The organism is Leisingera sp. ABM4_060 (assembly GCF_056158765.1).
In genome coordinates this window covers 405,870-419,482 of record NZ_JBSWTX010000001.1, presented here as the reverse complement: position 1 = coordinate 419,482, position 13,613 = coordinate 405,870, and the positions used below count along the sequence as shown (strand labels likewise).

General features: G+C 64.3%; 15 protein-coding genes. All 15 read right to left on the bottom strand.

All coding sequences use genetic code 11. From position 1 onward, the window contains the following. Positions 1–35: 35 nt before the first annotated feature. The 15 genes from ACXAEH_RS02055 to ACXAEH_RS01985 all read right to left on the bottom strand — a co-directional run bounded on the left by ACXAEH_RS02055 (position 36) and on the right by ACXAEH_RS01985 (position 13,587). On the bottom strand, positions 36–1,763 hold the full coding sequence (locus tag ACXAEH_RS02055; RefSeq protein WP_475030835.1) for a hypothetical protein: 1,728 nt from the start codon (positions 1,761–1,763) through the stop codon (positions 36–38). Between the two features lie 157 nt (positions 1,764–1,920). Next, on the bottom strand, positions 1,921–2,208 hold the full coding sequence (locus ACXAEH_RS02050; RefSeq protein WP_475030834.1) for a hypothetical protein: 288 nt from the start codon (positions 2,206–2,208) through the stop codon (positions 1,921–1,923). Then, positions 2,205–2,753: an N-acetylmuramoyl-L-alanine amidase gene (locus ACXAEH_RS02045; protein ID WP_475030833.1), complete on the bottom strand. Its 549-nt coding sequence runs from the start codon at positions 2,751–2,753 to the stop codon at positions 2,205–2,207. Before ACXAEH_RS02045 ends, ACXAEH_RS02050 begins: the two co-directional genes overlap by 4 nt. Continuing rightward, entirely contained in the window at positions 2,750–2,992 is a 243-nt protein-coding gene (locus ACXAEH_RS02040; protein WP_475030832.1) for a hypothetical protein, read from the bottom strand. The genes ACXAEH_RS02045 and ACXAEH_RS02040 overlap by 4 nt, the downstream gene beginning before the upstream one ends. Before the next feature lie 150 nt (positions 2,993–3,142). Next, the gene (locus tag ACXAEH_RS02035) at positions 3,143–5,521 is read right to left on the bottom strand and encodes a metallophosphoesterase family protein (protein WP_475030831.1); all 2,379 of its coding nucleotides are present in this window, start codon (positions 5,519–5,521) and stop codon (positions 3,143–3,145) included. 15 nt (positions 5,522–5,536) lie between these two features. Continuing rightward, positions 5,537–6,124, bottom strand: a complete 588-nt coding sequence (locus tag ACXAEH_RS02030; RefSeq protein WP_475030830.1) for a lysozyme — start codon at positions 6,122–6,124, stop codon at positions 5,537–5,539. A 195-nt stretch (positions 6,125–6,319) separates the two neighbouring features. Continuing rightward, positions 6,320–8,428 carry a hypothetical protein gene (locus tag ACXAEH_RS02025; protein ID WP_475030829.1) on the bottom strand — a complete coding sequence of 703 codons (2,109 nt, stop codon included), beginning with the start codon at positions 8,426–8,428 and terminating at the stop codon, positions 6,320–6,322. Continuing rightward, positions 8,425–9,624 (bottom strand): hypothetical protein, encoded by a 1,200-nt coding sequence (locus tag ACXAEH_RS02020; RefSeq protein WP_475030828.1) that lies wholly within the window; start codon positions 9,622–9,624, stop codon positions 8,425–8,427. The genes ACXAEH_RS02025 and ACXAEH_RS02020 overlap by 4 nt, the downstream gene beginning before the upstream one ends. Further along, entirely contained in the window at positions 9,624–10,370 is a 747-nt protein-coding gene (locus ACXAEH_RS02015) for a hypothetical protein (RefSeq protein WP_475030827.1), read from the bottom strand. The genes ACXAEH_RS02020 and ACXAEH_RS02015 overlap by 1 nt, the downstream gene beginning before the upstream one ends. Then, positions 10,370–10,606 (bottom strand): hypothetical protein, encoded by a 237-nt coding sequence (locus ACXAEH_RS02010; RefSeq protein ID WP_475030826.1) that lies wholly within the window; start codon positions 10,604–10,606, stop codon positions 10,370–10,372. The genes ACXAEH_RS02015 and ACXAEH_RS02010 overlap by 1 nt, the downstream gene beginning before the upstream one ends. A 131-nt stretch (positions 10,607–10,737) precedes the next feature. Next, positions 10,738–11,064: a phage tail protein gene (locus ACXAEH_RS02005; protein WP_475030825.1), complete on the bottom strand. Its 327-nt coding sequence runs from the start codon at positions 11,062–11,064 to the stop codon at positions 10,738–10,740. Continuing rightward, on the bottom strand, positions 11,064–12,386 hold the full coding sequence (locus ACXAEH_RS02000; RefSeq protein WP_475030824.1) for a hypothetical protein: 1,323 nt from the start codon (positions 12,384–12,386) through the stop codon (positions 11,064–11,066). Before ACXAEH_RS02000 ends, ACXAEH_RS02005 begins: the two co-directional genes overlap by 1 nt. Beyond that, positions 12,386–13,042 carry a phage adaptor protein gene (locus tag ACXAEH_RS01995; protein WP_475030823.1) on the bottom strand — a complete coding sequence of 219 codons (657 nt, stop codon included), beginning with the start codon at positions 13,040–13,042 and terminating at the stop codon, positions 12,386–12,388. The genes ACXAEH_RS02000 and ACXAEH_RS01995 overlap by 1 nt, the downstream gene beginning before the upstream one ends. Further along, the gene (locus ACXAEH_RS01990) at positions 13,042–13,302 is read right to left on the bottom strand and encodes a hypothetical protein (RefSeq protein WP_475030822.1); all 261 of its coding nucleotides are present in this window, start codon (positions 13,300–13,302) and stop codon (positions 13,042–13,044) included. Before ACXAEH_RS01990 ends, ACXAEH_RS01995 begins: the two co-directional genes overlap by 1 nt. A 48-nt stretch (positions 13,303–13,350) precedes the next feature. Next, positions 13,351–13,587, bottom strand: coding sequence for a hypothetical protein (locus tag ACXAEH_RS01985; protein WP_475030821.1), 237 nt, complete (start codon positions 13,585–13,587; stop codon positions 13,351–13,353). Between the last annotated feature and the right edge of the window lie 26 nt (positions 13,588–13,613).

Here is a 13,613-nt window from a genome sequence, read left to right as displayed (position 1 = left end):
CCGGGGCTTTCTGTTTGCCTGTGCAGCAGCAGGCTCTATTCATCCAAGATGTCCACGCGGGAAATCGCCTTGGCCCAGGCGTCAATTGCAGCCAGGTCGGCGCCGGTTGGCGCGGCATCCCAAGCCAGAGCCGCCACGTGCGAGCCAAGGGAATACCGGTTTGTCTGACCGATGCGCCCGCCCCAAGCCAGCCCGGCACTGCCGTAGCTGAAGGCGTCCTCTGTCCCGGCGGCCTGAGCCGCGCCGTCGATCCGCATGCCGTTGGAGTCGACATAGTTGGCATAGAGGTTATAGCCCCGTGGGGACCCGCTGAGCGCTTCGATATAGTCGGGCTCAAACTCCTGCCCGGTCGCATATTTGTACTCCGTGGCGCTGCCCGGCGCATAACCAAGCAGTCCGCTTTCGTGGTAAATCGCCAGGGTGTCTTGAGCGCCGGAAATCTGCACCCTGTTTGAGGCGTTGGTGAATTGGCCAACAGCCAGGAGCGCGCCCGCGGCCAGCACGGTATAGGCGGTGTCTTTCAGCAGAATGTTGTTTTCATCGTAGCCCCAGGCAAACCGGCGCCCCTGGAACAGCAGGTCACCAGAGCTGATGATCTTCGCGCTGCCGGTGCCTTCGGGAACCATTTCGTTGCCGGTGCCCATCTGGTCGTAGATCTTGGTGATGGTGCCGGTGTTGGCGCCAACATGCGCCTCCAAGTCGCTGATAGCCAGATACCCTTCGGAATCAAAGCCGATGTCGGTCTCGGTGGTGCCGTTGCTGACCCTGATAGCGTTGCCGCTGTAGGTGGAAAGCATCCGGTAGAGGCCATAGGCCACATCCGGCTTGTTGGTCAGGCCGTCCAGCACATCCACCCATTCGTGCGGGGCCGAGGTCTTGGCGCTGGCGTGCGCAACCGCCTGGCCGCATTTGGTGCCCAGCAGGCGATACCCGGCGTTGTTGTTGTGGATGGCCTCGGTTGCGTGCTGGTTCTCCTCCTGACCCTCGACAAACACTGTGTAAGCCATTCGCTGGGCGAGCTGGGAGTTCACCGCCGTGATCTTCTCCCGGTTGGGGATGCCGGCATAGGTCCACTCCGGCGGGCCGCCGTGCAGAACCCACGGCGCGCTTGCGGCGCTCCAGGCGGTGCGGATGCCCTCAATGCAGCGCTTGGCCTTGTCGTAGAGGTCCGAGAAGTCGCCGCCGGTGTCGTTCTCGTTGCACGGATGCCCGAAGAAGATCGGCGTTTTGGTTGCATGGCCTGGGAAACTGGTGGCAATGGCAGCGTCAACGGCGGTTTTCCAGTTGCCGGATGTGTGCGCCTTGTAGAGCGCGCCGGAAACCTCGGTGGCCGAGGCGGCATCGCCGATGTCCCAAGCTGCGCCCGCCCCGTCTGGGTCCCATGGCCCGGAGCCGCCCACATCACCGCCATTGTAGACGCCGCGCCCGCCGACTGCCGTGTTGACAATCAGGTACTTGGTGTTCGGGTCCAGGCTGTTCAGATATTTGGCGAAGTTGATGGCCGGCGTGGTGCTGTCGGTCGAAAGCCCGCCCGGCCGGGGAATACCGGTGGACACGTCCAGCAGGCCAATCGTGCCGTCAGCGCTGAAGAAGTGATAGACGTTGCTGTGCTCGTCCAGCGAGGCGCTGAGCGCAGCGCCAGCGCTGTCATCGCCGCCAGTAGTGTTGGAAGCGCCCACCAAAACAATAGGCTGAACAGCAGGCTGCGAACCGGTTGCACCGCCTCGCGTTGACAAGCCCAGCCCCATTTTAAGTCCGATCATCCGTTATCCTTTCTTCGGCTCGCGCCCGGACAGGGTTTCCACCTTGTCGCCGCAATCCAGGAGGGCGTGCCGGTCTCGGGACCACATCGCCTCAATTTGCTGATCGCTCAGCCAGCCAGCGGGGATCTGGACCGGCTGGCGGCATGGGTCAGCGCCATCAACGGATGGCGTTAAGCCGGCGCACCCGGCTAGGGCCAAGGCAGCGCTCCACCGCAACAGGTTCCGCATAGGCTTGCTCCTCCAGTTTGCGGGACAGTTGGTCGCGCTCGCGGGCGATCAGCCGCCGCGCTTGCTCCAGTTTCCGCCCCGCCTCGATCCGGGCTAGGCGCTCAGCGTTGTGGCGGGCTTCACTCGCGGCAAAGCCCAGCCGGTAGCCCTGCCAGCCGGCGCCGCCTGCAATGACCAGCCCCGCAACCAAAAGGCCGAGTATTACCGCAGGCTTCATGCCAACTCACTGCAGAACGCTGCGGCACCGCAATAGATGGCCTCTGCGAGTTCGTCTTTGCGCGCGTCTGCCACATGGCAGAACCGAGCATTGCCTCCGAAATACGGCTCCACCAGGATTGCCGGGCAGCGGCCAGCCCACAGAGAACGGCCGCCCCGGTCACCGCGACCGCGCTTCAGAATGCCGTCATCTTGGTTTTGCATCACTGCCAGCATTCGTGATTGCACCTCCGCCGCCAGCATCATCGAGCCGGGCGTTCCGCTGGAGAGTGTCAGGCAACCTTCGGCGCGCGGATCAGCGCTCCCGTTAAAATGCAGCTCGATAGAGCAATCGGCGCCCCAGGCATTCACCTGCGCATAAACGCGATCAATCTCCTGGCTGTATCCTCGCCCCGATTCCCGCCGGAACACTTGCACATTCTTCGGCTCAATGTCCTGAATCAGTTCTGCAAGATGGCCGTTCCAGTCGTATTCTGTTCGGCCGTCAGTAATTCGCACCGCGCCTTGCGCACGGGCGTTATGACCGATAACGATTGCCAGTTTCATCTTTCTCTCTCCTCATGCGGGATTTTCGCAGCAGCTCTGACCAACTGCATCAGCAGCCGCGCAACGGCCCTGCCTTCGATGCCGAGCGCCAGCAGGCCCAGCACCAGATACGCCCACCGGGGCGGTGCCTTGGCCATGATGTTGAAAGCGTAATCGGCGATGAACAGGGCGCTGATTGCCACCACTGCCACCGCACGAAACCACGGAAATCCGGTTTCGGCCTCGTTCATGTCATCCATGCGCAAACAGCCTCACCAATCCCCAGGCCAGCAGGAACAGAAGTGCGAACCCGAACCCTTGAGGCGCCACAGACATTGCGAGGAGAAGCGGAGCGCCGACGTGGTACATATCAGCGTGGTTCCGGCGGCTATTCAGAAAGCGTTTCACGATCAATTCCCCGCCGAAATGCGCTTGCCGGTCCAGGTGATCCAGTTGATATCCTGGGTTGAGCCGCCGCCATGGCCGGTGATTTTGAGTTTCACCGATCCGGCTGAGGCGAATTTCACCTGCCCGGTAATGGCAATGAAGTCCGCCGCCTGCGATGCATCCAGATCCTTGCTCGCCTTGGCGAAAATCGTGGACCCATCCAGCTCGAAGTCAACGCGCATCGTATTGGCGCCGGAATTGCTCTTGAACTGCACCAGGGCGTAATACTCCCAGACCTCGCCCGCTGCGCCCGATGCCACCCCGGTTGACAGGTTCAGATTGCTGCCGATGTCAAACTCCGCAGCGGACAGCCCCGTGGGGTAGAGCGTGGACGCAGCCGTCGCCAGATCTATGTCGTTCTCATCGGTGACGGAGAAACACGGGATCTGGTACTGGAAGGTGCCAACAAGCGCCTTCGGGCCATCGGTCGGGTGCAGTTCCACCACGTCCACCCGGTCCGACTTCATGGGGCCGGTGGTGGCCGACAGGATCAGCGAGCAGGCCCGGCTGGACAGGTTCAGGAGCTTGGCCCACCACGCCGCGCCGAAACCGCGCTGTTCCACCAGATCGGCGGCCAGCTCGTCCTCGGTGCCCTCCCCGGCGCCGCTGTTGGCCGTGGCGTAGGGGATATAGACCGCGACGCCCGCGCCCATGCCGACAACGTTCGCGCCGCGCGGAGCATAGGAGGCCAGGCGCTGGACATAAAACGGCTCGCTGTCCAGAAGCTTCCACGTCCGGTTGCGCTTGACGCTGGAGCCGCCGCCGCTGCCGGTCGCTGTTGCGTCCTGGGCCGCCGTGAAGGTGTAGCTGTTCGCGTCCACCACTGTAACCCGGTGGGTGCGGTTCAGGTTCTGCGCCGGGATGCCGTTGGTTGCGTCAGCTCCGCGGATATTGACCTCGCGCCCGTCGTCGCTGCCATCGGTCGCCAGCCCGTGGCCGGTGTCCGTCACGGTGACAACCGCGCTGCCGTCCGTGGTCGCAAGCGGGTCCGTGCCAAGCGTCACGTCGTTTGCGGTGTCCACCTCGCGCGGGTGCTCGTTCACCAGCCATTCGCTTTGCCCTGGCAAAAGCCCCTCGCGCACACCGTGCCGGCTGTCCTGCTGCAGGCGACCGTTGAAATCGGGCTGGTGCGCAAGCTGGATCTTGTGGCCGTGCGTCAGGGTCAGGGTGTCGGCAACCACAAACTGCTGGTCGGTCTGGTTCCAGCGCTTGATCGACACATCCGCGCTGCCGTCTGTGAACTCCATCACCACATAGTGCAGATCGCTGGTCGGCACGCCGGAGGCGGCGTTATAGGCACCCGGAATCCGCATGTTGATGTTGAGGAACCGGCAACCTGCGAAGAGAATATCATTCGGGCCGTCCACGTCGTCGTCGGCTTCCCCGGCATGGCCCGAGAACCAGACATCGACCGAGTACCCCGGCTCCCGGATCAGGTTCAGGAACCAATCGCTTTCGGCATGGTTGCCGTTGCCGCTGGCGCCGACCAGGCCCGTGCCCTGCAGCGGCTGGTGGGTGCAAACCACGATGAATTTGCCATGGGCGTTGGCCTCGAAGACAACCCGCTTGAACCACTCGCGGACATGCTCCGGGATAACGCCGGCGGTCTGCGGCAGGTAATCGCTCATGTGGATGGTGCGGACGCTGCCCCAGTCCACATGGTAGAACCCGGGCGCCAGATACCGGCGGGCCTCGTGGAAGGTGCGGGCATGCTCCTGCTCGTCCCACTGGCCATAGTTGTTGTCGTGGTTGCCGGAAACCTCGAACACGCGGGACCGCGGCACCGGCAGGCGGGAATAGACATCGCTGATATAGTCCGGCAGGGTGTACTCAGGGTCTTTGCCGGTGTCCTTCTGCCGCCCCTCGTCCACCACGTCGCCGCAATGAAACACCGCCCGGGCATCGCTGAAGTTGGTGGAAATATCATCCATCACCCCGCGCCAAGCCGCCACCTGGTCGTGGCCGTGCGTGTTGTCGCTGGAGAACTGATGCACCGGCTGGCCGTCCGACAGGAAGATCCAGCGCATGGAAGCGGGCTTCAGGATCTTGCTTTCAAGGCTGGAAACCGTCTCCTGCGTGACATTGTCAGCCTCATACATGACCACATCAACAGCATCGGTGACACGGACCTTATAGCTGCCGTCCTTGGCATAGATGGCCGGGAAGTAGCCGCCGGAATCAGCGATGATCGGGTGCGCGTGCGCGGTGGTAAAGCCGCTGTCGGAATAGACCGTCGCCGCGGTCGTGGCCCCGGCCTCGAACACATAAAGCTTGGCGCCGCTGATCGGGTCGCCGTTGTTGTTGAGGGCGCGGGGAAACGCCTCGAAAGCAAATCTTGCCATTGGTGCCTCGTGGGATCAGAAAAAGGACGCTTCGCGCAGCCGGCGGTCGCGGTTCACGCCGTCATTGTGGGAAGCAAGAGAGGAAATCGCCGACCGGGCGTCACCGCCTCCGCGGACGGCATGCGCCACGCCAGCGAGATCATCGCCCCAAGCGCCAGCGCCGTAGTTATAGGCCAGCGAGACAAGCGCGGCCTGCTGCCTTGGATCGAGGGCATTGTACCGCTCCTCGCCAACAGCGCGGATCACGGAGGGCTCAAACTCAGAGCCGACGCGGCGCGCCAGATCCCGTTCCGCCCCAGCCCGGTCCACTGCCATACCCTGCCGCACCGGGATAACCCGGCCGTCTTCGGTCGTGATCGTGTCCGACCCATAGCCCAGCCGGTAAGCGTTCACGTCCCAATAGGGCGTTTCGCTGAACCCCTCGAACTCCCGCAGGAGCGCCAGAGTGTCCCCGCCGCCCCTCGTCGGGCCGCCATAGGCCGCCAAGGCGTTCTGCTGAGGCGTCTGTGGCAGGTCCGCCAGGGCGTTCTGCATCCGGCGCGCCTGCGCCATCTGCGCAAGCGCATTGCCCGCGACGTTCGCGGATTGCAGTTTGGGAAGCATGGGGCCTCCTGATTGTGCTTGAAATTGGAGGCCCCTGCGCACATCTTGAAAGGATGCGCAAATTCCTCATTCACGCGGCGATTGCCGCAGTCCTCATCAACGCCCCGCTGTCCGTGTTCTTCATGGGGTGGGGGTTGAAGTTGATCTATGAAGCCGCAGGCATGGTCGTATTCTTGGGCGCCTGCGCCTCGATCTCTATTGCGTCTCTAGGAGTTGCTGCCCTGTTTGATAAGAGCCAAGGCCAAGAGATCCTCCCACCACGCGCCCGATAAGAGCCGCTTGCGCGTCCTTGAGCGGCTGGCCCGCCATCGCCTGGCGCACGGCAGCAAGCGCACGCTGCGCCTCCTCGCTGCGAATATTCACCAGGCGGTCAGCGATTTCATCGAAAATGGCCTTTTCGCGTGCCGACATGCTGCGCGGGTCAATCCCGGTGATGGTGCGGGTGATGTCCTGCGCGGCCTCCAGCGGGTTGCCCATGTTGCCAGCGGTGCGCCGCACCATGCCGGGGGCCGCCTCATCGGACACTTGCCCCTGAATGGATTGGCGGATCGCGGTCTTTGAGTTGGTGGCAATGGCCGCCCGCAGCTCCAGCGCCGCGGCGGTACGGTCCAGCTCCTGCAGCAGCCGGTTTGCCCGCTGCGTGCCAAGGATCTGCTGCAGCTTGCCCACGTTCGCCCGGCTGGACATTTCCTTGACCAGCTGCATGGCCTCCCGCGCGTCAGTGTTCGGGTCGGTGATCGTGCGGCGCACGTTGGACAGCGCCTCCTCGATGCCTTCCCGCAGCCCCTGGCGCAGCGCCTGCTTGGCCTCAGCCGAAACACCTTGGCGCATGAACTGCTGAACGTCTTCCAGCGTGGTGCGGCGGGACAGCATGTTTTTCCCCAGCGCCAGTGCTTCGTCGCGCTGGATTTTGTCGCCGCCGATGCGCAGCGCCCGACCATACTCCGGCACCGCCTCGCGCACCGCATCGCGCAGCTGGGCAGACAGGCGCCGTGCGCGGTTCCCCGCCTCGGTGAAGCGTCCGAACTGGTCGGTATTGCCCCGCGCCACGTCGTCCAGAGCGCGCTTGAGAAAATCGAGCTGCTGCACGTTCGGCATTTCACGGAACGCCACGCTGCCATCGTCCGCGATTTCAGCCATGATCTGCTGATTGCGAAGGCCCGCCGCGGTCATGGCGTCGTTCGCCTCTTGCACTGCAGACTGCATGGTGCGCGCCGGGACGCGGGAAAGCACATCCTCGACCTTTCGGCCAGATGCCGCAGCGTAGTCAATCGGCTTGGAATAGGCGAGGTCATAGGCCGCCGTGCGCGCCGGGGAGGTTTCAGAGGCGATGTTGCGCGCCGCGGTCTTTACCCCGCCAGGCTTGCCAAGAAGCCCGTCGAGGGTTTGCCCGAGACGCTGCCCCACCTGTGCTGCACGGGTTTCCGCCGCATCGCGCGCAACGCGCAGCGCCGCGCCGCCGGTATTGGCGCTTGCGTCCAGAAGCGCCGCCGTACCCGGACCAGCGTCCGCCAGCATGGCATCATCCCCGAGCTGCGACAGCCGCGCCGCCGCCGCGTCGAGGTCGTCGTTAGCCAATGCCTGCTTGACCACGCGCGCCGCCTCCGGCTTGAGCCCGAACTCATCCGCGATGGTGCGGACGTCCAGGCGCTTGAAGCGGCGAGCCATAGCGGTTGCCCCCTCACCGATGAGGCTTGCGAAGGGGCCAAGCGCCGCCGCCATGCCGCCGCCAATCAGCGCGCCCTTGCCAGCCTCCGCCAGCCTGCCGCCATCCTCTGCCCGGCCTGCGAAGGAAGCCGCGCCTTCCGCTGCGCCCGCCGGGGCCGCTACAGCCCCGGTGCGCAGCGCTCGCATCAGGGCGTTCCCGCCTTTCATGATGAAATCGCCAGCCTTGGCACCTGCTCCGGCAATAGCCACCGGGGCCGCAGCAGCGATGCCCCCGCCGATGTTCAGGGCAACAGACTGCCCCGGCCTCTGACGCTCAAAGGCATCTGATACCCGGCGCATGTTTTCCGCCGTCTCCGGCTGCCCCAAGGCCTCGACTGTTTCGTCGGCCCATTCTCCAATGAAGGGGATGCCTTGAACCGCCTCCTGCACGCGGCCAGCAACCGGATACGCCGCAATCACGCGTTCATCCTGCGCGGCCTGCAATGCCGGGTCCACCACCTGCCCTGCCTCATTCGTGAACGCGCCCTCCGGCGGCTGGCCGTAGGTGCCATCCGGGTTCCGCTGGGCGCTCTGTTGCATTCGAGCCTGGGCGGCACGGCGCGCGGCGGCGGCCCTTGCCTTCTTTGCATCGCTCATTGCTGGCCCTCATAATCGCCCAAGATCGCCTGACGCTCCAAGGGCGTCATGTATTGCCAAAGGTCCATGTCCCCTTGGTCGAGGAATGCCGGGGGCTGCTCCGGCACGTCCGGGCCTCCTGTCTCGCGCTCTTTGACCTGTTGCCCGCTCTCGCGGGCTGTGTTGATCAGTGCGCGGTCGCGAACAAGCATTTGCTGCGGAGACATGCCCGCCTCGATGGCGTTCACGGCGCGCACTCGCGCCTGCCGTTTTGCCTCAATCACCGCTGGTCCATCGCCCGGCTGGGGGAGGTAGACCCGCCCGTAGCTGTCTTCTTCCTGCTGGGTGATCGCGGCGCCGGTGTCCTTGCGGAGAATGGCCTGTAGGAACTCAGTGCCGGCCTGCTGGGCAACCTGGAAGTCCTCGCTCTGGAATTCCCGGCCGATCCCGAGCGGAACCGACTCCGCGATGCGCTCCCCGCGGTTGGCAAGGTTGCCCGCCACAGGCTCCAGAACCTGCAGAGCGCCACGCGCACGGGTGGAGTAAACGTTGTCCTTGGACTGCCCCTCGGTGAAAGGCTTCATGCCCGCAGGGCCGCGCTGCACAATCGGTTGGCCATCAGGGCCATAGATGATTTCACTGCCTTTTTTTGCCTGGGCGTAATCAATCCGGCTCAGAGGCTCACGCCCGGCGGCCTGTTCTTCCTGCACGTAGCGCCCGTATTCATCCGGCGGCTTCGGCCCGGCCATCTGCTCCAGAATATCCGCCGCGGAGGCATAGCTGTTCAGCCACGCCTGCCGGTTCTCGAACTGGCCCACCAGATCAGGCGCTCCGAACTGCGTTGCAATCGCGTCCCACCGCTCCGGGGTTTGCGCCGACGACGCCGCGAACACGCCCTGTCTGATAGCCTCTGCCTGCTTGGCTGCCTCCGCCGCGTCCAGGCTGGCCGCGTATTTCTTCATTTCCAAGTCAAACACCTGCGCCTGCCGGTCTGCCCCCTGCTGCCGCAGATCCATCGTCTGCCGGGTGTCCTGCACGTTCAGTGCGGCCATCGGGTCCACCCCGGCCAGCGCCGCCAGGGCGTTCTGATTGCCCTGCGCGATGCCCTGCCCGTGCTGCTTATATACATCGTCCAGCCGCTTGTTGCGGTTGAACTGCGCCAGCGCGTTGCCGGTGCCGACAGCGCGCGCCACATTGCCAAGAACGTTCGGACCCATCAGCCAAATACCCCCATCTGGTTCAGCGTCATCAGCCCGGAAATATCGCCGATTGTGCTGTTGAGCGCGTTGCCCTGGTTGATGTAGCCGCTGGCCCGCGCATTGCCCGCCGCAAGGGCGTTCTGGCCCACTGCACCAGCATAGTTCTGCCCGGCGCCGATCTGCTGCTGAGTTGCTGTCTGGCCGATGCCCGCAATGCCTGCGAGGCGGTTGAAGGCGTTGCCGAACTCCTGAGACGCAAGGCCGCTGGCATAATCCGCGCCCGCCTTCAGTGTGGCGCCGGACAGGCTCATGCCGTTCGCGGCGGCCCGGCGGCTGATTGCCTTCTGCCCCTCATCGAGGCGGAACTGATAGCCCGGATCGTTCAGGAAGTTGACGCGCCGGTCGTCAAGGTGCTGCTGCGCGCCCGCCCGGTTGTCGTAGGTTTTCAGCACCCGGCCCGCGTCGTTGTAGACCTCGAAATCCCCGCCCTTGGTCTTGCGCTTGAAAATCTGGTGCCCGCCGGAGCCGAAGGACGGCCCGTCGCCAATCCCCGCCATGCCCATCAGCGCGGCAAGGGCGTTGCCACCGGCCTCGCGCTGTGGTTCGGTCAGGTCAACCGATCGGTCGAAGATATAGCGCTGGGTGGCGTTGGCCTGGTCTGCGGCCTGCGTCTGCGCGTCTGCCGCCTTGGATGCGCTCTTGGCGCTCACGGCGCCACCAATGAGGGAGCCGCCCACAAGGGCGCCAACTGTGCCGATAGCCATTATATCGCCTTTCTGTAGCCCGTTTCCACGCGCTGATAGCTGCGCAGCGCGCGCTCGGCGCCGGGAAGCGCCTCAAGTGTAGACATGCGGATCTCTGCCGCGCCGGAGGCCTCTGCCCACCGCTCGAAGCGGCGCAGCAACCGGAGGCCCTGGCCATCCTCGGCCCACCAAAACAGCTCATAGGCAATCAGGTGGCCGCGATTGAAAAATGACGGGGCAATAAGCCCGCCGATCATGCCCTGCCTGCTGCAAAACAGCCCGCCGCCCGCCGCAATCGTTTCCAGCGTGGCCCGGAAGTCCTCCGCGACAAACGGTGCCCCCGTGCTCGCCGCCGCATGGAACCGGCGGCCCAGCTCCAGGCAGCGGCCTAGGTCTTGATCTGCCAATTCACACCGGATCCGGACAGGCCCAAATTGGCCTGCGTCGGCAGCTTAAAGGTGGTCGAGGTGCTGCCGTAGGTGTTTCCCACAACCGCATAGAGCGCCGGGTACTTGTTTTTCTTGACCCACTGGCCCAGGAACAGCCACTCGCCGCCCTCTGGCTCACTGCTGGCCATTGTGGGGGCCAGAGCGCCCGTTTTGAGCCTCTGCGCCTCATGCTTATTCGCCCGGTTCAGCAGCATTTCCAGCCAGCGGACAAAGAGCTGTTTTAAGCCGGCGGATTGCTGCGGGTTCAGGTGCGGCAAATCAGCCATCAGCTATACTCCACCCCGTAGATGTCGCGCTGCACCGGATCTGTAATGCGGATGCGGAACTGAAACCGCCGTGCCGCGCCCAGCCCGTGCCAGGTGATCCGGCGGAAGAACTCGCCCAACGCGCCCAGCTTGCGCCACTTTTCGCCGCCCCAGGTGCGCCCGTCCTTGCTGACTTGCAGCATGACATTGCCCTGCGCGTTCACGTCGCCCGCCTCGATGTTCATATGCACCCGGTTGACGGTGAAATACTCCGCCCGCGCCACCGGCTGGGAAATCGCCTCCGCCTCCAGCACGCCGCCCAGGTCCTGATAGGTGTTTTCGTCCAGCGTGGCGATTTTGCCGCCGGTCGTGCCGACGTAGAAGGTCGATCCGACCCGCGCCGAACAGGTCGCTGCAAACGCCATTTCGCCCACGCCGGTTGAGAGCTCGCACCACAGGCCGGTTGTCAGGTCGTAGGCCAGCGCCGGGCGGTCGGTGAAGCGGATCACAAAGAACTTGTGCCCCCTATCATCCACGATGAAGGCGCGGCCCATGGTTCCGGCCTTGATCACGTCCTCAACCTCGCGGGTGCTGATCACCCCCGGGGTGTCGCCGCCGGAGCGGTAGGCCCGCAGGTCCTCGCCAACCCAGAACACCGAATTGTCCTCTTTCGCCATGGTGCCGGCGGTGGCGCCGCGCTCTTTCAGGGCCCCGGGGTTGCGGGCAAACGGGAACGCCGCCGCGCCGCTGTTGTACCAAACCTCAGTCGTGGTGCTGCCGAACATCCAGAGCTGGTTGTGGTCCTCGATGATGCCCACCAGCTTGTCGGGCGCGTTTTCCGCAAAGGCGAATTCCAGCGCGTCAAAGGTGGTGCCGTCCTCGGTGATGGTGATGGCGTCTTCCCGGCCGCCGGAGCTGCCAATGACGATGAAATAGCCGTCCATATAGGCCACGCCCACCGGATCGGTGATTGCGCCCGTGGTGTGGCCCGTGGTGGTGGTGCCGTCGCACACGTAATAACGCCCGCCTGCCACGATAGCGATTTGCGTGGAGCTGACGGCCATCTGCGTGTTTACGTCGTCCAGGACCGAGCCAACAACAGTCACGGCCCCATTCTTGATCTTGAACACATTGCCGCCCGCAACGGTGTAAAGCGCGCCGCTCAGCGCCACGGCATCCCGCACGGGGGAAGCATTGGGGGCGAACTGCTCCAGCATCCCGGAACGACCGATCAGCACGCCCGCGGCGTAGCCGTCAGACTGGCGCAGAAACAGGTTCTTCAGCCGCTCGCCGCTGTAGCCCGGGGCGCTCTTGCTCTGCCGTGCAAAGGGGATGATCGGCATTACTCAGCATACTCCCCGGCGAAGAAGACCGAGCCTTCCCGGTCAAACGCAAACGCCTTGTCGTACAGGACCTCTGCCCGGCTCACGACGGTTGGGTTGTCGAGGCCGTAGGTTTCCGTCAGCCTTGAGGCTAGGCCATACATCGCGGCTGCCCACATTTCCCCGGGCAGATCCAGGGTGTCATTCTCGCTTGCGATATCCTCAAGCTCACGCTGATAGGTGAACTCGACGGTTTCACCGGATGCGGTCGCCAGCACCGGCCACACATAGAGCAGAGCCGCTTCCCGCTGCCTGTCATAATAGAACTGGGTGGGTGTTCCGGTCGCCGCTTTCTGGGGCAGCGCGTCGTATTCCTCCCGGGTCATCCGGACCATGGGGGTTTCGATGCCGTTGCGCTTGAACCGCGCGCTTTCGATGGCGATAGGCCGAACCGGCGACAGGGTGTAAGAGGCCGCCGTGGTCAGGGCCAGGCTCCCCGAGGTCTTCGTCCAAACGCTGGCCGGTTCATTCTGCCAGTCCTTGAGCATCAGGTTCAGCTCATCAACCGCGGTCGCCATATCCCCCGCGTCCGGGGACTCGCCAATACCTGTGACCCTGGCCTTGCGCAGCGCGGTCGTGCAAAGCTGCCGCACAGTCTTGGTGCCATTCACTGCCATCAGAGATCCTCCGGGGAAACTTCATTGCCCGACCCAGGCGACACGTCAGTGCCTTCGCTATCAGGCCGAACCCAAGGCGCCGCCTGGCGGTCTTTCTTGCCCTTGACGCGGTCCTGCGGGTGGCGCGGCTCCCAACAGCCGTTGGTGCCGGGGCCGCTGCACACGCGGAACCCGGTCCATTCCTTGCGGAGCTGATGGTTCTTGAACTCAAAGCCGCAACGGTCGCAAACGACCTTCCAGGCACCGGGAGAGAAATTCATTCGCACGCACCCATGTAGTGCGGCGGGACAATCTAGCCCCGCCGCTGTTTAGCTTGCGGTGATCTGCGCCGCTTGCAGCGCGGCGTTCAGCTCGTTGACCTTGGCAGCCAGAGACGCGATTGCGTTCCGCACTTCTGCCTGGTCGTAGGTGGCACCGATGGCAGCAATGGTGTCCGCTGCGGTGCCGCCGCTGTTATCGGTCAGATCCACGATTGCCAATTCCTGCACCTCAGAGGCGTTCAGGATCGGGCCGCGGATGCCGTTCGGAAAGTTGGTTGCAGGCATTGTCTGCTCCTTTCATGCAGAGGGGG